The 19,084-nt window shown below is 60.8% G+C and carries 24 protein-coding genes and 1 tRNA gene; 5 read left to right on the forward strand and 20 right to left on the reverse strand.

Features of this window, described 5'->3' with window-relative positions; all coding sequences use genetic code 11:
* Position 1: 1 nt before the first annotated feature.
* From AC05QJ_RS02910 to AC05QJ_RS02935, 6 genes are all read right to left on the reverse strand, one after another.
* Positions 2 to 679, reverse strand: a complete 678-nt coding sequence (locus AC05QJ_RS02910) for a virion morphogenesis protein (protein WP_476745501.1) — start codon at positions 677 to 679, stop codon at positions 2 to 4.
* On the reverse strand, positions 669 to 1,124 hold the full coding sequence (locus AC05QJ_RS02915) for a phage tail protein (RefSeq protein WP_476745502.1): 456 nt from the start codon (positions 1,122 to 1,124) through the stop codon (positions 669 to 671). Before AC05QJ_RS02915 ends, AC05QJ_RS02910 begins: the two co-directional genes overlap by 11 nt.
* Complete coding sequence (locus AC05QJ_RS02920) at positions 1,121 to 1,591, reverse strand: head completion/stabilization protein (RefSeq protein ID WP_476745503.1); 471 nt, start codon at positions 1,589 to 1,591, stop codon at positions 1,121 to 1,123. The genes AC05QJ_RS02915 and AC05QJ_RS02920 overlap by 4 nt, the downstream gene beginning before the upstream one ends.
* Positions 1,592 to 1,685: 94 nt before the next feature.
* Positions 1,686 to 2,429 carry a phage terminase small subunit gene (gpM, locus tag AC05QJ_RS02925; RefSeq protein ID WP_476745504.1) on the reverse strand — a complete coding sequence of 248 codons (744 nt, stop codon included), beginning with the start codon at positions 2,427 to 2,429 and terminating at the stop codon, positions 1,686 to 1,688.
* Positions 2,426 to 3,445 carry a phage major capsid protein, P2 family gene (locus tag AC05QJ_RS02930; RefSeq protein ID WP_476745505.1) on the reverse strand — a complete coding sequence of 340 codons (1,020 nt, stop codon included), beginning with the start codon at positions 3,443 to 3,445 and terminating at the stop codon, positions 2,426 to 2,428. The genes gpM and AC05QJ_RS02930 overlap by 4 nt, the downstream gene beginning before the upstream one ends.
* Positions 3,445 to 4,410 carry a GPO family capsid scaffolding protein gene (locus tag AC05QJ_RS02935; RefSeq protein ID WP_476745506.1) on the reverse strand — a complete coding sequence of 322 codons (966 nt, stop codon included), beginning with the start codon at positions 4,408 to 4,410 and terminating at the stop codon, positions 3,445 to 3,447. Before AC05QJ_RS02935 ends, AC05QJ_RS02930 begins: the two co-directional genes overlap by 1 nt.
* Positions 4,411 to 4,570: 160 nt before the next feature.
* On the opposite strand from AC05QJ_RS02935, the gene AC05QJ_RS02940 reads away from it, so the two are divergent.
* The 3 genes from AC05QJ_RS02940 (at position 4,571) to AC05QJ_RS02950 (ending at position 7,736) form a co-directional block, all read left to right on the forward strand.
* Positions 4,571 to 6,463 (forward strand): terminase large subunit domain-containing protein, encoded by a 1,893-nt coding sequence (locus AC05QJ_RS02940; protein WP_476745507.1) that lies wholly within the window; start codon positions 4,571 to 4,573, stop codon positions 6,461 to 6,463.
* A gap of 25 nt (positions 6,464 to 6,488) precedes the next feature.
* The gene (locus AC05QJ_RS02945) at positions 6,489 to 7,409 is read left to right on the forward strand and encodes a phage portal protein (RefSeq protein WP_476747855.1); all 921 of its coding nucleotides are present in this window, start codon (positions 6,489 to 6,491) and stop codon (positions 7,407 to 7,409) included.
* 72 nt (positions 7,410 to 7,481) lie between these two features.
* Positions 7,482 to 7,736, forward strand: a complete 255-nt coding sequence (locus tag AC05QJ_RS02950; RefSeq protein WP_476745508.1) for an ogr/Delta-like zinc finger family protein — start codon at positions 7,482 to 7,484, stop codon at positions 7,734 to 7,736.
* On the opposite strand, the gene AC05QJ_RS02955 is transcribed toward AC05QJ_RS02950, so the two are convergent.
* From AC05QJ_RS02955 to AC05QJ_RS02995, 9 genes are all read right to left on the reverse strand, one after another.
* Entirely contained in the window at positions 7,709 to 7,924 is a 216-nt protein-coding gene (locus AC05QJ_RS02955; RefSeq protein WP_476748051.1) for a hypothetical protein, read from the reverse strand. The genes AC05QJ_RS02950 and AC05QJ_RS02955 overlap by 28 nt on opposite strands.
* Positions 7,925 to 8,196: 272 nt before the next feature.
* A complete protein-coding gene (locus AC05QJ_RS02960) occupies positions 8,197 to 8,442 on the reverse strand; it encodes a hypothetical protein (RefSeq protein WP_476745509.1) in 246 nt (81 codons plus the stop codon).
* 1 nt (position 8,443) lies between these two features.
* Positions 8,444 to 8,698: an Arc family DNA-binding protein gene (locus tag AC05QJ_RS02965; protein WP_476745510.1), complete on the reverse strand. Its 255-nt coding sequence runs from the start codon at positions 8,696 to 8,698 to the stop codon at positions 8,444 to 8,446.
* A 12-nt stretch (positions 8,699 to 8,710) separates the two neighbouring features.
* Positions 8,711 to 8,944, reverse strand: a complete 234-nt coding sequence (locus AC05QJ_RS02970; RefSeq protein WP_476745511.1) for a hypothetical protein — start codon at positions 8,942 to 8,944, stop codon at positions 8,711 to 8,713.
* Between the two features lie 62 nt (positions 8,945 to 9,006).
* Positions 9,007 to 9,252 carry a hypothetical protein gene (locus AC05QJ_RS02975; protein ID WP_476745512.1) on the reverse strand — a complete coding sequence of 82 codons (246 nt, stop codon included), beginning with the start codon at positions 9,250 to 9,252 and terminating at the stop codon, positions 9,007 to 9,009.
* Positions 9,249 to 9,608 carry a DUF7673 family protein gene (locus tag AC05QJ_RS02980; RefSeq protein WP_476745513.1) on the reverse strand — a complete coding sequence of 120 codons (360 nt, stop codon included), beginning with the start codon at positions 9,606 to 9,608 and terminating at the stop codon, positions 9,249 to 9,251. The genes AC05QJ_RS02975 and AC05QJ_RS02980 overlap by 4 nt, the downstream gene beginning before the upstream one ends.
* Positions 9,601 to 10,371, reverse strand: coding sequence for a hypothetical protein (locus tag AC05QJ_RS02985; RefSeq protein ID WP_476745514.1), 771 nt, complete (start codon positions 10,369 to 10,371; stop codon positions 9,601 to 9,603). The genes AC05QJ_RS02980 and AC05QJ_RS02985 overlap by 8 nt, the downstream gene beginning before the upstream one ends.
* A 113-nt stretch (positions 10,372 to 10,484) precedes the next feature.
* Positions 10,485 to 13,175, reverse strand: coding sequence for a toprim domain-containing protein (locus AC05QJ_RS02990; protein WP_476745515.1), 2,691 nt, complete (start codon positions 13,173 to 13,175; stop codon positions 10,485 to 10,487).
* Positions 13,176 to 13,184: 9 nt separating this feature from the next.
* Entirely contained in the window at positions 13,185 to 13,400 is a 216-nt protein-coding gene (locus AC05QJ_RS02995) for a hypothetical protein (protein WP_476745516.1), read from the reverse strand.
* Between the two features lie 93 nt (positions 13,401 to 13,493).
* On the opposite strand from AC05QJ_RS02995, the gene AC05QJ_RS03000 reads away from it, so the two are divergent.
* Positions 13,494 to 13,730, forward strand: a complete 237-nt coding sequence (locus tag AC05QJ_RS03000) for a helix-turn-helix domain-containing protein (protein WP_476745517.1) — start codon at positions 13,494 to 13,496, stop codon at positions 13,728 to 13,730.
* Positions 13,731 to 13,734: 4 nt separating this feature from the next.
* Complete coding sequence (locus AC05QJ_RS03005; RefSeq protein ID WP_476745518.1) at positions 13,735 to 14,793, forward strand: phage integrase; 1,059 nt, start codon at positions 13,735 to 13,737, stop codon at positions 14,791 to 14,793.
* A gap of 58 nt (positions 14,794 to 14,851) precedes the next feature.
* Here the strand turns inward: AC05QJ_RS03005 and AC05QJ_RS03010 are convergent.
* The 5 genes from AC05QJ_RS03010 to AC05QJ_RS03030 all read right to left on the reverse strand — a co-directional run bounded on the left by AC05QJ_RS03010 (position 14,852) and on the right by AC05QJ_RS03030 (position 19,074).
* Positions 14,852 to 14,927: transfer RNA gene (locus tag AC05QJ_RS03010), tRNA-Thr, on the reverse strand.
* Positions 14,928 to 15,376: 449 nt separating this feature from the next.
* Entirely contained in the window at positions 15,377 to 16,621 is a 1,245-nt protein-coding gene (locus tag AC05QJ_RS03015; RefSeq protein ID WP_476745519.1) for a methyltransferase, read from the reverse strand.
* Positions 16,622 to 16,884: 263 nt separating this feature from the next.
* Positions 16,885 to 17,574 carry an ABC transporter permease gene (locus tag AC05QJ_RS03020; RefSeq protein WP_476745520.1) on the reverse strand — a complete coding sequence of 230 codons (690 nt, stop codon included), beginning with the start codon at positions 17,572 to 17,574 and terminating at the stop codon, positions 16,885 to 16,887.
* Positions 17,571 to 18,266, reverse strand: a complete 696-nt coding sequence (locus AC05QJ_RS03025) for an ABC transporter permease (RefSeq protein ID WP_476745521.1) — start codon at positions 18,264 to 18,266, stop codon at positions 17,571 to 17,573. The genes AC05QJ_RS03020 and AC05QJ_RS03025 overlap by 4 nt, the downstream gene beginning before the upstream one ends.
* A gap of 55 nt (positions 18,267 to 18,321) precedes the next feature.
* On the reverse strand, positions 18,322 to 19,074 hold the full coding sequence (locus AC05QJ_RS03030) for an ABC transporter substrate-binding protein (RefSeq protein WP_476745522.1): 753 nt from the start codon (positions 19,072 to 19,074) through the stop codon (positions 18,322 to 18,324).
* Between the last annotated feature and the right edge of the window lie 10 nt (positions 19,075 to 19,084).

Raw genomic sequence — 19,084 nt, forward strand, 5'->3', positions numbered from 1 at the left:
GTTAACGGGGTGAATTGAGGATCTGCTGCAGCACCTGCTGCACCAGGTCGCGGGTTTCTTCGGGGCTCGCGCCCAGGAACTGCCGTTTCGGCACTTTGATCTCCCAACTGTCGGCGCCGGTGGTCTCGCCGCGCTCCTCGTCGAGGATCCGGATCAGCAGGCCGGCCTGCATGTAGCTGACGTGTTCGAGGATCCAGGCCACGGGTGGCCGGGTGAGGCGCTTCTTGCCTTCCATACGCACGCGAAAGCCCAGCCGGCGTAGGCGCTTGGCCTGGCGCGGTGTCGATACGGCGCCTTCGGGTACGCGATTCCAGCGGCGCATCTGCTGCGCGGTGCGGCGCTCGGATGCGCCGTTGTGCTGCTGGGCAGCGATCCAGCCGGTCAGCCCGTTCTTCCAGCCCAGGACAACCTGGTCAGGCGTGAGGCTGGTCACCTGCAGGCGCTTGCCCAGGCCGGCCTCCATCTTCTTCTTGCCGGGCTCGGTGCTGTTGCGCGGGGCGAATGCTGAGCCGTCCAGGTTGCGCTGCTCGCGGATCCGCTTGCGCCCCTGGGAACGGGCGCGCTTGGAGACGTTGTTGAGCAGTCGCCGGCGCAGTTGGGGCGGCAGCTGCAGGAGCGCCAGTTGGTCCTGGGCATCGAGCAGGCCACGAATGTCGAGGTCCGCGAGCCTACTGGCCATGGCTGACGACCTCGCCCGTCTCGGCTATCCACAGGTCAAAGGGCTCGAACGACCAGCGCTTGCCGAAGGCCTCGAACTCGCCGGCCGGGTCTTCCGACAGATACAGCGGGTCGACCAGCTCCAGCACCAGGTCGACGTCGAACAGGTCGTTGCCGAGATCGATCGGCTCGATGCTGAACGTCGGCGCCGGCAGTTCGTGACGGTCACGGTCCGGGTCGTGGGTTTCCAGCCAACTGCCGACCAGTGCCATCAGGCGCCCGGGGTGATCCTGGAAGCGCTCCATGCTGATGACCGCCCGGTAGCGCATGTTGCCCATGTGCAGGCCCTGTTCTGTGTCGTTCCACACTTGCGCGAGGTCGACCTGCTCGGTCCAGCTGTCCAACTGCTCGGGCTGCACCAACTGCCGGTCGACCAGGTACGCGGTCAGCGCCTTGAGCTTGTTCATACCAGTGCGGCCGTGATGCGGCTGCGGCCCTGCAGGGCGCGGACGGCCTGCTGGCTCAGCGCCAGGTAGGTCTCCGAGCGCTCCGGGGCTTCCTTGCCGGTGTTCTCGGCGACCTCGCGGCGGGTGACGGTGGCGAAGTCGGTCAGGGCCGTGGATTTGGCCCTGCAGTAGACCGCACGCTGGTACAGCGTGACCTTGAATGCGTAAGCCCAGCCGGAGACGGTCGTGGCATCGGCGGCAGCCTCCAAAGTGACCACGCCGGCGTTCTGCAGCTCGGCTTTCACGCGATCGAGGTCGGCATTTACTTCGCCCATCGCATGTTCAAGTTGAGTGACCAGCACGTCGCCCAGGTACTCGCCTGGCAGGCGGTAAGCCTTCTGGTAATCAGCCAGCGAGAGGTCGGGCCAAAAGCCGTCGTTCTTGATGGTCTGGTCTACGACCGTGTTGGGTTTGCCTGAAAAGCTCATGCTGGCCACTCGAAAAGGGCGGGAAACACCGTTGCCACGGGGCAAGCCACAAGTGGCTGACTCGCTTCACGGGTTCCCGCTGGGGGGGTAGTCGTTATGCAGTGCCGACGGCGGCCGCTTGCGCGACCTCGGCCTTGCGCAGGGCCTTGCGGCAGTTCTCGATCCGGGTACCGACGCCAACCTTCGGATAGAGCTCGTGCGCACGCTCCAGGTGCATCACCGCGATCGCCCATTCCTTGGGCTCGGCCTCCATGGCCCTGATGCCAATCAGCTTGTGGTACTTGGCCGGGATCTGCTCTGGCACCTCCCACTCGCCGTCGACGCGGTGAACAAGGTCCGACAGGTATGGCTCGGGGCTACGCTTGGCCTGGTGCTCGGCTTCGGCCCATTCCAAGACCGCATCGGCCACAAAAGTCTGGATATCCCGGCGCTTGAAGCCTTCCGGCATGACCTGCTTTTGCTCGATCGCGATGTCCGCGAGCGCCAGGGCGTCGTCCAGTTGAGCAGTGTCGAACAGCCAGATCATCACCTGGATCAGGACACGGTTCGGGAACACCAGGTCGGACTGCAGGTAGCGCTGGATGTAGTCGTCGTACTTGGGCAGCAGCTCGTCGCGCTTCAAATCCTGTCGGGCGGCAGTGCGGCCAGACATATCGCTGAGTCGCGCCAGGTCCTGGTCCAGGCTGGCCTCCATGAGTGCGAGATGCTTCCGTGCATTCGCTGGGCTGCTCAGAGCTTCGGCAGGCGAGTAGGGCAGGGCTGCAGCCGCGACCATGCTGGCGACAGCTACGCTGCCCTGAGCCAGCATCCGGCGCTTGTGCTCCAGGGCGAGGCTCATACGGTTTCCACTTGGTCGGATTCCAGATAGGCGAACTTGCCCAACTGCTCGATCACATAGCCCTCGTTGCGGCCGTTGTAGTCCTCGACGCGGGAACGCTTGGGGTTCTCCAGCAGGTGACGACGCCAGCTGCTGTCCTGGAAGTAAATGGACAGGTTGTTCCAGGAAGTGACCAGGATGCCCTTGGCCGGGAAGAAGGGGACGACGAAAGAAGGCAGGCCGCCGTAGGTGTCGATCACCTGGGCTTCTTCCACGCGCTCCTTCTCGGTCGGGGTCCGGCCTTGTGCGGCATACAGCTTGCCCTTTTCGTGGGCGAGCAGATCGGAGCCGACGATGACGATCAGGTCGCCCTCATCGCGGAACACCGGGTCAATCATCTGCTTGACGTCGTGCACCGCGGCGTCGAGGTTGGCGTAGTCGCCACCCGCACCGATCTTGATCTTGGTAGCCGGGTCGGCTGGTTTCAGGACCTGCTCGGGGATCTGTTCACGCGCGATCTGCAGCCAGCCTTTGTTCACGTCCTGGAGCAGTGGGTAATTGGTCTTGTTGGACTGTTTCGCGACATGGGTACCGTTCCAGCCAATCAGGATCCGGTCCAGGGCGATGCGTTTCTGGACCGCCTCCAGGTACTTGCGGGCGAACTCGGGGAATTTGGCCCAGGCATCAATGGTGGCGAACTTGAGCGAGACGTCAGTCTCGGTGTGGAACAGCTCGTAGATGTTGTTCTTGAGGTCGAGCAGGTTGCTCGGCTCGCGGTCGTTTTCATCGGTATCGGTGCGGCCGGTCGCGGGTCCGTTCAGACCCAGCAGCACCTTCTCGCCCTTGATTTCGGTCACGCCGATGACGTTGATCCGACCGAGGAAGTCCACGCGCTCGGTGATCTGTTCGTTCAGTTCCTGAGCGTGGGTCGGCTCCACCGCAAAGGTCCGGGTAGCATCGTCGACGCTGTACGCCTCAGCCAGGTCGTACTGGAGCTGCAGGTACTCCGCTGCAGCGCGTTTCGAAAGGGCGCCCATTAGCGCAGGCCCCCGCCGCGCTTCTTGTTGTCAGCTGGGCCGGTATTGCGCTTCACCTGGCGGCGATTTTGGGTCGAGTTGAACATCTGGGTCATGGTCTCGGTAAGCTCCTCGACGCGGGCGCTCAGTTCCTTGACCTCGTCCTTGCCCTTGGCGGCTTTGCTGCCCTTGCGGTTGAACTCGCGGTTTTCGTCGGCCTCGTCGACGACGTCCTGGACAGCAGTGCCCACGGCATCTACGTGTTCCTCGGTACCGGCGGTGTCGACGCCTTCCAGGACTGGCTCAAGCACGGCTTGGAAACCGGCCAGAATGATTACGAGTTGGTCGGTCAGCGCCTTGAGCGCCTTGGCGGTTGCTTCATCCATTGGATTGGTCTCGTCGGGGGATGGGGTATCGGGGTTGCTGATGTCGGCGAAGCGCTTGCAAAGGCCGGTCAGGGCGGAGAAGAAGCGGCGGAACTCGCCTTGTTGCTGGCTACCTTCACGCAGCGAGGTCAGCGGAACGGCGGCGCAGAAGTAGGAGGATTTGGCGTAGCGGCGCCCTTTGTTGCCGCGCCGGGAGAAATACAGCTCCTGAGTGCCCAGGCTGGCCGGCGAGTCGGTGACGGCCAAGCCGGTCAGGTAGAAGCGGCCGGTGTTGGCGAAGTTCGGGGTGATCTCCACGCTGGTGAACAGTTTCTTGCCCCGGTCGTTCAGATAGAGCAGGTCGTCGTTCGGCTTGAGCTGTGCCTCCAGGGCCACCTGGCCAGGCGCCAGTTCCGGGTCATCTTCAACCAGGCGGATGGCGTAAACGGTCCCGAGCGTTTCCTTTTCCCGATCGTGCTCGTTCCAGATCACGCCGGTGTAGGTGGAGAGGCTGTAAGTCTCCGCACACTCGCGAAGCTCCTGGACTGTGATCTCGCGGTTGTCGGCGGTCGAGCCGCTGACAGCTACGCGTTTCCAGTAGGAGACAAGGGATCGGGGCATGGGTTGAAACGCTCGGTGGTGGTCGATGAGCGCCACCATAGGGAGCGAAACGGGCCCCGCCAAACGGTTCGATTGAGCGAAATTCCTATTTCCACGATCTAGGAATTTCGCGCAGTTTTACCCCGCGTTTTCAGGGTTTTCGCCGCATAGACTGCGGCCCATGAACTATTCGATCGAAGTCAAGGAAGCCGCCAAACGCCTCTACCTTCGCCGCGCCTCGGTGAAAGAGATTCAGGCGCAGCTCAAGCTGCCCAACGTGCGGATCATCTATCACTGGATCCGGACCTACAGCTGGGACGAAATGCTGACGGATGAGGAGCCGCTGACCGCTGTCAGCCGGAGGATCACCCTTATCCTGGAAAAAGTGGAGACGCTGACCAAGGGCGAACTGGACGAGCTGGACCGGCTGACGTCCCTGCGGGAACGGTTGCTGAAGCAGACCGGCAAGGCCACACAGCCACCGGCCAACGATCAGCCTGCAGGCGAGCCACAAGAGCGCCGGCGAGGCCGACGTGGGGAACGTGCCCACCGCGACGATGATGGCGAGAAGAAGCGCGGCAAGAAGCTGAAGAACGACATCAGCCAGCTGACCGAGGTCGACTTCCTGGAGAAGTTCACCTCGACCATGTTCGCCTACCAGCAGGAGCTGTTCGCCGCCAAGCAGAACCCGCTGACCGCTCGGATCCGCAACATTCTCAAGAGTCGCCAGATCGGCCTGACGTACTACTTTGCCGCCGAGGCGTTCATGGATGCGGTGCTGACAGGCGATAACCAGATATTCCTGTCCGCCAGCCGTGCCCAGTCTGAGGTCTTCCGGAGCTACATCGTCTCCTTCGCCAGTAAGTGGTTCGACATCGATCTGACCGGCAACCCCATCAAGCTGAGTAAAGATGGCAAGCCCTGGGCCGAGCTTCGTTTCCTGTCGACCAACGCGTCCACCGCTCAGAGTTACCACGGGCACCTGTATGTCGATGAGGTGTTCTGGATCCCGCGCTTCGCCAAGATCCAGACCGTGGCCAGTGGTATGGCATCGCACGAGAAGTGGCGCCAAACCTACTTTTCTACCCCCAGCGCCGTCACGCATGAGGCCTATCCCTTCTGGACGGGTGAGACGTTCCGCAACGACTCACGCGGCAAGAAAGCCGGCCCATGGCCAAGCGAGGCAGAGATACATGCCGGCACGCTCTGTCCGGATGGGCAGTGGCGGAAAATCATCACGCTGGAGGATGCGATTGCCGGCGGATGCCACCTGTTCAACATTGATCGCTTGCGCCTGGAGAACGACGAAGAGCGCTTCGAACAGCTGTTCATGTGCAAATTCATCGATAGCACTCAGTCAGCGTTCTCCCTCTCCCACCTGGAGCGTTGTTACTCGGACATTGGCCTGTGGGACGACTACAAGCCGGACGACCCACGGCCGTTCGGCAACGCGCCGGTGTGGCTGGGCTACGACCCAAGCCGAACCCGCGACGATGCGACGTGTGTGGTCGTGGCGCCGCCGGCGGAGCCTGGTGGCAAGTTCCGGATCCTGGAGAAACACAGTTGGCGCGGCCAGTCGTTCACCTATCAGGCCGCCCAGGTCAAGAAGCTGACCCAGCGTTTCAACGTCCAGCACATCGGGATCGATACGACGGGAGTAGGGATCGGCGTTTATGACCTGGTGCACGACTTCTATCCGAAGGCGGTCAGGATCCACTACAGCCTCGAAACCAAGACCACGCTGGTACTCAAGGCCCAGGACGTCATCCGGGCGGGCCGGATCGAGTGGGAAGCGAGCTGGACCGATATCGCTCAGGCGTTCCTGACGATCAAGCGTGGCACCACCGGCGGCGGCCAGATCACCTTCAGCGCTTCCCGGACCGACGCCACCGGCCATGCCGACATAGCCTGGGCAGTCATGCACGCCCTCTACAACGAGCCCCTGAACACCAACAAGCGGCGCTCCAGCCGCTACCTCTTGAGCGGAACACATGCGCAATCAACGGCAACGGAAAAAAGCACAGACCGGGCAGCAACGAGGCAAACAGCCCACGCGACTGTTCACGTTCGGTGAGCCCGAACAGGTCCTAACCGCCAATATGGGCGAGTACCTGGGCGTGTTCGCCAGCGACGATGGGCGCCTGTACAAGCCGCCCGTATCACGGGCAGGCCTGGCCAAGCTGCTGCGGGCTAACGCTCACCATGGAGCGATCCCGAAGTTCAAGCGCAACCTGCTGATCCGCGAGTTCATCCCCTCGCTGGGCTGCAGTGCTTACACCATGGGGTGTGCCGCGATGGACTACATGGTCTTCGGCGAAGCCTACTTCCTGGCGCATGAGAACTTCCTGGGGCACGTCCTGGAGCTGGAGCACCTGCCGGCCATAAACATGCGGGTGAAGGTGGATGGTGGGTTCGTCCAGTTGCTACCCAACGGGCAGGAGGAGGAGTTCGACCAGGACGAGGTGGTCCATGTCATGGACTACGACGTCGAGCAGAACATCTACGGTATCCCCGACTACCTCGGCGGCCTGCAGGCGCTGCTGCTCAACGAGGCGGCCACGCTGTTCCGCCGGCGCTACTACAGCAACGGGGCCCACGCTGGGTACATCTTCTACACCAACGACCCGAACCTGAGTGAAGAAGACGAAGACAACCTGCGGGCTCAGATCAGCGCGAGCAAGGGTGTGGGTAACTTCCGGTCGATGTTCGTCAACATCCCGGGTGGGCAGGAGAACGCAATCAAGATTATTCCGGTTGGTGATTTCCAGGCGCGGGATGAGCTGGAGAAGGTGAAGAACATCACCAGGAACGACATCATTGCCGCCTGGCGCATGAATCCCGCACTGGCTGGAATCATTCCGGAGAACACGGGTGGCTTTGGCGACATTGAAAAAATCGATCGGGTTTATACCAGCAATGAGATTGTGCCGATCTGCCAGTTGTTTAATCACGTCAATGAGCGGTTGCGTGATGACCGTCGAATTAGTTGGCGGGAACCACTAAAGCCTGATGCTGCTTGATGGTCAAAGGCTGAGCGCAACGGATATTTCTTGTGGCAGAATAGTTCCGGATAAGGAACCCTGGGAGGGGATATGCGAGTTACATGCAAGGAATGTGGGGAGCGGGGCCGGATCACTTCAAGGAATGATCTTTCCAAGGAGTTCTCGTCACTCTACTGCCAGTGCCTCGGGTGCGGGCACCGATGGGTGGCGAACCTGACGTTTTCGCACACCCTGACCCCTTCGGCGCATATGATGGATAGACTTCTTTTCGATCTGTTGCGGGATATTCCGCCAGCTCGACAGAAAGAGCTATTCACTCAACTGGGGTTCGCTGCCGCTCGATAGTGGCGGACCCGGGATTCAATATCTGAGAAGTGATTTAGACTATTAATCGCGAAGTCCACCAAGCCGACCTTTGCGCGATTAGAAAGTTTAATTTCACCTGTGGCTATATCTGCAAGTAGTGCTAATTGGTTGCCATGTTGCTCAATGTCCTCGACCAGCTTATTCAAACAGGGAACCGCGTGAATCATCTGTTTCTCCACTTCAATGTGATGGCATATAGCCGCTAGTTTAGGTATGTGCGTTTAGATGCGTCAAGATTTTTTTGAGTGGTTGAATAGCGTTTTGAGAAATGTCTAGATGAACTGTTCGCGCAATTTTCGATATATCGAAAATTATCAATAGGAATACTCTGTATATAGAGTGGCTTTATTCTTTATATCGAACACTAATCTAATTAATGACTGGAAGTTAAAAATAAAAGAGGGCGCATTGCGCCCTCAGTTGTTTTCCTATTTAGCCGCTAAAAATCTTCGCGGATCCCGCTCTGCAGCGGCACAACGCCATATTTCCGATGTCCTTTTTCAGACTCGAACATGACGAAGTACATGCCCAGGGGGAGCGATACCCTTGCATGGCCGTCACCGGTGTCGACCTCCAACCAACGAGTGGCACCGACCAACTGAAAGTCCGAAGGCAGATGCAGCTCTGTGCGTGCCCGGCGGATGTCCTGGTCGTCAAAGCGCGGATCGGCGCTATCGATAGCCACCTCAGGCCACCTGTGCCGTCTGCTGCGGGTGCAGGCGGGCCTCCAGATACTCGATCTTTTCGAGCAAGAGGCTGATGAGCTTTTCCTGATCCTGAACGACCTTGGCCTGGGTCACTGATTGCTTCAGCCGACAGATCATCTCAGCATTCATGCTGCGCTCGCTCTCCTTGGCCAGGATGGCGATCTCGTCGCGGAAGCCGTTCGGCATCCGTAGAACGAATTTGTCAGCGACACGGGAAGAATAGGTAGTAGCCATGGGTTGTTTCCTTCAATTGGTGGGAAATTTGGTGTAAGTGGCCAGCAGCCGCACGACCAGGGCGATCTCATCGGGCGCCAGTTCATGGCGAGCCTGGTCCGTGATGGTCTCCAGGTGGGTGCGTGCCTCGGGACTCTTGGCGACCAGGAAGCCGATCAGCGCACTGCCGACGATGGCGGTAGCCTGCAGGCGCCTCGGGGTTGTGGTAGCCTTCGAACCGCTGCTACTAGGGGTAAGTGATCGCATGTTGCTCTCCTTCTTGTGGTGGTCTGGTGCCAGGGAGTTGCCCCTCCTTGGCACCGTCTCCTTCAGCCCCGGATCACTGCTTTCGCGGTGAACACCGGGCGTGTCACGCTTTGCACTTCGAACATTCCTAGGTCGACCCCGTCCACGCTCTGCAGGTGAACCTCGCATGCTGCAGGAGGCGCCGGATGTTCGCGCCAGTAGTCACTGGCCACCAGTTCCGCCAGATCCTCAGCCCGGGCAACAAGCAGATACGTCGCCGGCATCAGCAGCGCACCAGGTGCGCCATCGACGGTGTACTGCACGTTCAATCCATCACCTCCGGGGCCCAGCGCTCGATCAGTTGCTGCCATATCGCACTGCCGTTCTGGATGCGCTCATGCACCTCCAAGTCGGGTGTGTAGTCCATCATCAGCACCTTCAGGCAGTCCTCGAACAGCGGTAGGTCCAAGCTGCGCAGGTCGCTCATGGCGAAGGGGAAGTCTTCGCCGTTGTAAACGCTCAGCAGGAAGCGGCCCAGGACACGGCTCTGGCCGCTATCACGCAGGGCGACCGGTACCAATCGATTGAGCGCCTGAGTGCCTGCGATCCGGATCGCTGGTACTTGCGCCTGATGGGCCTGGATGGCGGCGAGTGCAGAGGCCATCGTGCGCAGTCCGTTACTCATCGCCGTTACCTCCTTCTGCTACGCGATGCAGCTGGCCGTCGTGCAGTACGAACAGATCCACATCAGCCAGCCGATATGCACCACCGACGCCGCCTGCCAAAACGTGGTCGTCGTAGTACGCACCTGGTGCTTGGAAGCGGACAGGGAAGGGATGCCCTATGCCGTCCCGGATGCACCACTCGATCTGGTGGTGGTACTTGCTGTCCTCGCGAATGCTCGCGAACAGCTGCCCAACAGGTTTAGGGTCGCGGCCGGCCTGGAACGCTTTGAACGCCAACTGGACAGCAGGGTGGGCAAAGGCTTGGCCTTCCATTTTCAACTTGTCACTGCTGAGTCGTGTCTTCGCGAACTCGCGAAATTCGCTCACAGCCAATTGAAAGTCAGCGGTTGATTGCTCGGTTTGCATGCGTGCTTCTCCTTGGTGCGCCCATCGGCGCAGTTGGGCGGTTTCCCGCCGGTTTTTCGAATGCGTCGGGTATGCCCCCCAGACATCTGGAATGTCTGGAAGGACCCAGTGGTGTAGGCCCCCCAGCCCTCGTGGTTGCTGGGCTGAGCTTTTTTTGCTTCCTTCCAGCAGGGGTGGAAGGTAATGGAAGGTCAATTTGCCCGTATCCAGCTGCAGGCCGCGCAGCGCTTGGGCTACAGCCGTTTCACGGAAGAACATCCAAAGTGGAAGGTTGGTGGAAGATGGTGGAATGAAATTTCTTCCAGCTCCTTCCAGTGGCATGCAGCTTGCCGAACGACCGTAACCACCTGTATTCATTGACCTATTCCTATTCCTTCTAGATATTCCAGATGATTTAAGGGATTACTCAGAAACCCATAGAGCACCCAGCTACCCCTGGCTCCGAATCTCTTACCCCCGCGCTGACGGGGTTATCCCCGCTTCTTGAACACCCAGCAGTTGAGCGACCTCTGCTCGATGCGAGAGTGGGTTTTTCGCGTCTCCAGGAAGGGGTGAGTGCGGCTCTGCTTGAGCGCCCTCTGCAGCAAGATCGTCGGCAACATTTCAAGACCGGCAGCGCGGCACGCGGATTGGAAGTGCTGGAGATTGACCGCGATTAGTTCTTTGTCAGAGCTGTGGTTCAGGGTCTCGCGGGTTTCCTGGCGGCGACCGTCTGCGTCTTCGATCGTGACGACCTGTTCGTTCAGGTAGTGGTAGGCCTGCCAGAACACCGAGGCCGTCTTGCTTTCGGCCGAGAGGGTCTGTTGACGATCAAGGGCTCGGGCTTCCAGATGCTTGGCCAGGTTCTCCATCTGCCGATCGGTCCAGGTTGGGAACAGGGACTGGGTAGCCATTGCTGCAGCCAGGATCTGTGCGTGGACCTGGATGATCCGTGAGTGCTCCACGCCACCCATAGCCGTGAAACGTTGTTCGCATTCCGGGTAGACCTCGAAGTACCGGTCCAGCCAGGCGCTTTCCCGGCCAAGGACAGCTGGCAGATAGCCAGACAACTGCTCGACCGGCATGGCCTTCAAGCGATTGGCTACCGCTTTCAGCTCATCGGAGTGGTTATCCCGCGTCATGTGGAAATAGCCGATCCGGGTGATGATCGCCTCGGAGCCTTCCACCATGGTGTTTTGAGAGATGCAGATCGCACCTCGGAAGATCAGTGCATCAGTGTCGCTATTACCGGACTTCACGCCCGTTACTCGTAGCTTGGCGTTGATGTCGAACAGCGACTTGATTTCGTCCCAGGCGTATTGCTGGACCACCGTTCGGCCCATGGCGTCCGTGGTTTCCTTGTCCGACTCCAGGAGCACTACCGGCAGGTTGCTGACGGCCGAAAGCGAACGCAGCAGGCCGATCGCCGAGGCGCCAGAGCCGCTGGGCTTGATGCCTTCCTCGTTCTTGCGGCCAACCAGGCGCCACAGGTAGCGGATCAGAGTGGACTTACCTGCGCCGGCATCGCCAGTCAGTTCCAGAAAGGCCCACCCTTGCTGCACTGCCCGGATCTGCTCGGCGAACAGGCAGCCGGTCCACCAGGCCAGGCTGGCCACCCCGTTCAGACCGAATACGCGCTGGAAGTCGTCGAACCAGGACGGGTCGAACGACTCGCCACGGTGCATGGGGAAACTGCGAGCGGATGTCTTCAAACCTTGCCCCTTGATGTCGAGATAGCCGTGATCGTTCATCTGCATGGCCTTGCCGTTGTGAAAGCCGAAGCCCGGATAGCAGTAGGCGCCGGTGACTTCGTCGTAACCCACGAAGGGCAGCGTGCGGACTACGTTGGGGTTACGCAGCCAATCGCTCTTGAGCATGCCCAGGACTTTTTCCCCACCTTCAAACATGCCGCCTGGGGTGCGCTCCAGGAGAGCCTTCGCGAATCCGCGGGGCTCGGTGATCGAGCTGGGGGGCAGTGGTTCCTTGCAATTCAGTCGGCGATTGGGGAACTCGAACTGGAAGAAGTACCGCTGCTCCCCGCTGATCGCGTCGCGTTCCAGGTACTCGAACCTGGGCACGCAGTTGGCAACCTGGTTGATAGTGGTGTGCTTGGAGAACTCGGTGCGGTACCCGCTTGGTGGGTCGCCAGGCTTGCGCGGCATGTCGTCCAGGTCTTTCTGCAGCTCGGATGTGTTCACCCGTGCTGAATAGAGGCAGCTTTCAAACTCCACCAGGAAGAAGGGGCGCGGGCGGCGGGTGTACAGCAGGTATGCTTTCTTGATCGCAGACGAAGCGCAGAACAGCTGGCCCTGGTACAGCGCCTCGATCAGAAATTCGTCGTCCAGCTTCTTCTCGCGGTAAACGTCGTCCCAGTCGAGCTCGCCGGCGAGCGCGACCAAGCAGATCTCCTTCATTTTGGCCAAGCGACCCCGGTACTTTGGAATCACTTCACGGCCGGCCGGGTCGTCATCCAGGGCGATTACCCAGCGCACGCCCTTGCCTTTGTTGGCCTCGATGATTTCCCAGGGGAAGTTGTTGCAGCTGATGGCCGCGATTGCCTTGTAGCCGGCCAGCCACAGCGCGATGGCGTGGAAAATGCCCTCGACGATGAAGACCTGGTCGTCCTTGGCATAGGTCTGGCCTTTGGGCTCCCAGCCCTTGCCTGCGTACCTCATGCCCTTGCGAATGCCGGCCTTGTCACCTTTGTTCGCTGCTACTGCAGTTGCATCGATGATGCGCTCCCAGTATCCGTCGCAGAGTTCGAAACGGACGGTAGCAGCGTATGTGCCATCGGCCATCTGCCGGCGCGCTTGCTTGTACCACCCGGCGATCCGGGCGGTATCAAACCCGCGAGTGCGCTGCAGGTAGGCATCGGCGGTGGCGTCTGGGTTGCTGGGCGTTGATGGGAAGCGGTCGCTGAGATTTTCGAACAGATCGCGGTAGCGATCGCGCGTCTTCTCCTCGAACTGGCATTCGTTCAAGCGGTTGCACTTGAGCTGAAACGGCTTCTCCTTGCTGATGTACAGGGTGCGCTCGCCGCACCCTGGGCATATGCCCTTGTTGAAGTATTTGGCGTTCGCGTCCTTGGGTAGGAACGACAGCTCGCGGTCATGCTCAAGCGCCGGGATGACGTCTTCGAGATAGATCCGATCGAACTGATCCTGGCTTATCCGTGCGTTCATTCCGGACCCTTACTTGGCAACCTGGCGAGCGCGTTCCGCTTGCTCAGCCGCTTCCATTGCGATGTGAATCATGTTGATGAGGACGGCGGACTTGGAACCTTCAACCTTTGGACGGGTGAGGTAGTGACCTTGCTCGATCTCGCGACGGATAGCCGAATCGGATTGCCCGGAGCGCCTGGCGAACTCGCCGACGGTCACGTAGGGCGTGTCGATGGTGATCTGCATTCTGATAACCTCTTGTGAATATTGGGGACCAAAGTTCCTATATGGGATCCATGTTGGGTCCTATATAGGTTCTTGTCAAGAGAGAGGTTACGGATGGATCTGGCGGCGAAGCTGAAAGCAATTAGGGCCAAGGAGCGCGTTACACAGTCTGAGTTCTGCGACTTGGTAGGGCTCAGTCTGAGCACTTACAAAAAGTACGAGTCGTCGCTGTTCGAGATGGGATTCACCGCCCTGTCCAAGGTCGTCAATCATCCCCAGTTCATGAAATACACCCTCTGGCTAATGATTGGTCAGACTGCTCCCGAGGCCGGCCAGGTGAGCCCGGTCTGAGCCCATGTCTATCAAGAAGTTGGAGACCGGTGAGTGGCTGGTAGATTGCCGTCCAGAGGGGCGAGACGGGCCACGAGTTAGGCGCAAGCTCAAGTCCAAAGCTGAGGCTCAGTATGCTGAGAGGATGCTTATGGGGGCGGGAGCAAGGGGGGAGTTTGAGAAAAAGTCGGCGCGGGACGATCGGCGTCTGACCGATCTGATCGACCTCTGGTACACGCTGCACGGGCAGACCTTAAAGCGTGGTGAGGAAAGAGAACGTGCGTTGAAAGCGATGGCTGAACGGATGGGCAATCCCTGCGCATGTGACTTCACAGCAGCACATTTCACTAGATACCGATCAGAGCGCCTGGCTGGGGAACATGGCCGGGCCGCTCCTGGGAACGGCATGAAGAAGGGCGAGAAAGCCAAGCCTGTCAGTGCGAATACGCTGAACCATGAGCTGGCCTACCTATCTGCAGTTTTCAATGAGCTGGATCGCTTGGGGGAGTGGCAGGGCGGCAACCCCCTCGAAAAGGTGCGGCGTCTGAAGTTTGATGAACCGGAAATGGCGTATTTGGAACGATCGAGCATTCAGCCGTTGCTGCAAGCGCTCGATGCGATCTCGGCCAAGGCTGGGGTGGTTGCCCGGATCTGTCTGGCAACTGGTGCGCGCTGGTCAGAGGCCGAAGGGCTGGGAGGGCGTCAGGTCCGTGATCGTCGGATCCACTTTCTCCGCACAAAGAACTCGAAGAGCCGCGTTGTGCCCATCACGCAGGAGCTTGAGGACCTAGCCCGTGCTCACCTTCCGTTTGGTGACTGCTACAAGAAATTCGGCGAGGCGGTAGATCAGATTGCCCTCGATCTTCCTGATGGCCAGATGACCCATGTACTGCGGCACACCTTCGCAAGCCACTACATGGCGAACGGCGGGGACATCCTAACGCTGCAGAGAGTATTGGGGCATTCGTCGCTGGCCATGACCATGCGCTACGCGCATTTCAGTCCGGGGCACCTGGCGGATGTGGTCAATCTCAACCCTTTAGCGGGTGGGAGTGGACAGAATGTGGACACTGCGAAGGAATGAAACAGGAAATTCTAGAGGGGTAAAAACGCGGAAGCCCCGTAATACGGGGCTTCTGAGGTGGTGCCGGCACCAGGAATCGAACCCGGGACCTACTGATTACAAGTCAGTTGCTCTACCATCTGAGCTATACCGGCAGTAGGGCCGCTATTATAGCCATCGGTTTGGTTCTGTAAACCACTTCCTTGCAATCTGGTTCAAGGCCGCGTATTTCGGGGCTTTTGGCGGGTTCGGGCGGGGTGGTTTGGCGGCCTTGGTGTGGGGTGTCTGGGTAATGGTGTTGGCTGGGTTTGCGGCCGCGGGGCGGCCGTTCGCGAGCAAGCTCGCTCCCACAGGTTCAGCGCCCCTTCTCTCAATGTCCCAGGCATACAGCTCCCCAGCTTCATGCGGTAGCGGACGAAGTCGATCTGAACCACCCCCGCCTAATTCGCTTTAACGCTTATGCACAAACCACATCGACCCCTTGCACCCCATGCAAGTCCGCTACCGCGACCGAGTGTCGCGCGACCAAATGGCTGTTTTTGCTGGCCTTTAGCAGATGAGCCGAAAAGCCTCAAGTGGAAAATTCCGACGTGATGGGCATGGTTCACGTTTTGACATCGAAGTTGCCCACAGAGTTATCCACAGGTTGTTCCGCCAGCAGCATGAGGTTGCGCGGGGTGAGGGGGTGGGGGCAGAAGGTGCCGAGGCGGACGTTGTAGCCCTGTTCCCGAAGGTAGAGCGCACGATCAAGGACGAGCCAGAGTTCCAGCGGGCGGCGGAAGAGGTTGCGCAGCAGTTCGAGGTTGCGCACCTGGGCCAGGCGTTGCCAGCCAGCGGCTTCCAGTGCATTCCAGTCCGGCGCTTGCTTTATTGCCAGGCCCTTGAGGGCGGCGAGGTCGCGGCAGTAGTCGGCGAAGGGCTTTTGCAGCCAGGCACTGGGCAGCGACGGGGTCGGGAGGTAGTCGTCGGTCTGGCGCAGTTGCCTTTGCAGCAGGTCGAAGCCCAGGCGCCAGGCCATGGACTGGTCGCGCTGGCGGCGTACGCGGTTGCCGGCGGTGACGGTTTCGCTCAGGGGCAGGCCGAGGTCGTCGAGGTCCAGTTGCAGGTGTGACGCGCGGGCGGTTGTGGATAACGGTTGGTAATGCGGGCCGGCGGTGCGGTTGTAGCAGCACGGGGCGATGGCCAGTTGCGTGCAGCCAGCGGCGCTGGCCAGTTGCATGAGGCGTACGTGGAGGTCGCCGCAGGCGTGCAGGGCCACGGGGGTGTGGCAGGCGCTCAGGCGCTCGGCGGCGCTGTCGGCCATGACGTCCTGGAGCTGGTGGCTGGCCGGCAGGTGGTGGTGCTGGCTCAGGTGCTCACCGGCGGCGACCAGGGCGGGGTCGTATTCCAGGCAGGTGAGGTGCTGGTCCGGGTTGAGCAGGCGCCGGCCGAGGTGGCCTTTGCCGGCACACCAGTCGAGCCAGTGACGCGGGCGGCGGGCAAAGTCCAGATGGCGGGCGAAGGCTTCGATCTGTTGCCATTTGCGGCCGGGCACGTCGGTGCTCAGGCGCGGCGGCGCTGGAGCAAGGGCGATTGTGGATAAGTCGCCGACGGCGGACAGGGCCAGGGCTTCGGCAGCCAGTTGTGGATAAGGCGCCGGGGCCGAGACGGTGTGGGGCTGGTTGTGGGCCTGTTCGGCGTCGTCCAGGCTGCGGGCGCGGAGCCAGTCGGCGAGCTGCGGGTGGGTGGTTTCCCACGGCAGGTGCAGGCTGGTGAAAGGGCGCGGGTGCCAGAGGGCGTGGTGCTGGCGGAGGAACTGGTCCAGGGCCTGGAAGCGGGGGAGGAGTTGGTCGTTTTCCAGATGGGTCATGGGAGTGGACCGGGATTGAGTGGTGGGGCAGAGGGGTAGATCACATGCAATCACTGTGGGAGCGGCTTCAGCCGCGATCGGCGGCGCAGCCGTCGTAGAACCTGAATTCGCGATTAGCCAGGAATATCGCGAGTACGGGTCTTGTGGCCGCTGTGCGGCCAATCGCGGCTGAAGCCGCTCCCACAGGATACGCGCCTCCCTGCAATGGGCCTTTTGCTTGCCGGGGAGGTGTGTAGATATTCGCCCCGACAAGCCAACTCCCATCAGCGGCCCTGGGTTGCGTCTACCCGCAGGCGGCGTTCCAGCAGCTTGAAGCCTTGCACCAGCACGAAGGAGATGACCAGGTAGAACACGCCGGCGGCGAAGAAGATTTCTACCGGCATGTAGGTCCGGGCGATGATGGTGCGGGCCATGCCGGTGATGTCGAGCAAGGTCACGGTGCTGGCCAGGGCGCTGGCCTTGAGCATCAGGATGACTTCGTTGCTGTAGGCCGGCAGGCCGATGCGGGCAGCACGGGGCAGCAGGATGTGGATCATGGCGGTCGCACGGGACATGCCCAGTGCCCGCGCCGCTTCGACCTCGCCTCGCGGAATGGCTTGCAGCGAGCCGCGCAGGATCTCGGCGATGTAGGCGGCGGTGTGCAGGGTCATGGTCAGCGCGGTACACCAGAACGGGTCGCGCAGGTACGGCCACAGCGAGCTGCTGCGCACCGCATCGAACTGCGCCAGGCCGTAGTACACCAGGAACAGTTGCACCAGCAGCGGTGTGCCGCGGAAGAAGAAGATGTAGCCGTAAGGCAAGGCGCGCACGTACCAGAGCCGCGACGAGCGGGCGATGCCCAGCGGGATGGCGATGATCAGGCCGAGGATGACGGCGATGGCCAGCAGTTCCAGGGTCAGGGTCGCGCCCTGGGCCAGGCGCGGCAGCCACTTGATGATGACTTCCCAATTCATGAGTTGGCCCTCGCGAAGCCGCGTGCGGCGCGTTTTTCCATGAAGTGCATGCCGGTCATCGCCAGGATGGTCAGGCCGAGGTAGATGAAGGCCGCCACCATATAGAAGGTGAAGGGCTCCTTGGTGGTGGTCACGCCGTTCTGCGCCTGGCGCATGATTTCTTCCAGGCCGATCACCGAGACCAGCGCGGTGTCTTTCATCAGGATCATGAACAGGTTGCCGAGGCCCGGCAGGGCGATGCGCCACATTTGCGGCAGGATCAGCCGCGAGAAGATCCGTCCCTTGGACAGGCCCAGTGCCATGCCCGCTTCACGGTGGCCCTTGGGAATCGCCAGCAGCGCGCCGCGGAACACTTCCGTGGCATAGGCGCCAAAGCACAGGCCCAGGGCGATGACACCGGCGGAGAAGGCGCTGAGTTCCAGGCCGGGGATGCCGAGCAGGTCGCCCAGCTGGCTCATCAGCGTGACGGAGCCGAAATAGATGAAGAGCACCCAGAGCAGTTCCGGGACGCCGCGCACGATGGTCGAGTAGCTGCCACCGATCCAGCGCAGGGGTTTGAAGGGCGAAGTCTTGGCCAGGGCGCCGAGCAGCCCGAGCACCAGGCCCAGGCAGAGTGCCGAGAGCGCCAGTTTGACGGTCATCAGCGCGCCGGCCGCAAGCGCCGGGCCGAATCCGTGTAGATCAATAGTCATGGGCAGGCGTATTCAAGGGACCGGCACCGCGCAAGGCGGTGCCTGTCGGGGCGAATCAATAGATGCTGAACGGGAAGTACTTGTCGTTGATCTTCTTGTACGTGCCGTCGGCGATGATCTCTTTCAGCGCGGCGTTCAGCTTCTCGCGCAGCGGGTCACCCTTGCGCACGGCGATGCCGATCTTGTCGCTGTCTACCACGGGCTCGCCCTTGAACTCGTAGTTCTTGCCGGCATCGGACTTCAGCCAGTCGTAGTTCACGTACTTGTCAGCCAGCAGCGCGTCGACGCGGCCCGAGGTCAGGTCGAGGTAGGCGTTTTCCTGGGTGTCGTACAGGCTCACCTTGATATCAGAGCCGTAGGTGTCTTCCAGCCAGGTGGCAGACAAGGTGGCGCGCTGGGTGCCGATGGTCTTGCCTTTGAGGGAGTCCTTGTCGGTCTTGAAGTCGACGTTCTTCGGCGCGATGAACTGCAGCTTGTTGGAGTAGTACGGGTCGGTGAAGTCAACCGCCTGCTTGCGCTCGTCGGTGATCGACAGCGACGAGACGATGAAATCGGACTTCTTGGCGTTCAGCGCGGGGATGATGCCGTCCCAGTCGGAGACGAACACTTCGCACTCGACCTTCATCTTGGCGCACAGGGCGTCGCCGATGTCTTTGTCGAAGCCGACGACCTGGCCGCTGGCGTCCTTGCTGTTGAACGGCGGGTAGGCCGCTTCGATGCCCATCTTCAGTTTTTCGGCGGCCATGGCGTTGGCCGAGAACACCAGCGTGGTGGCAGCGGCCAGGAGGAGTTTCTTGTAGTTCTGCATGCGTGTTGCT

Source organism: Pseudomonas sp. TUM25319, assembly GCF_056388475.1.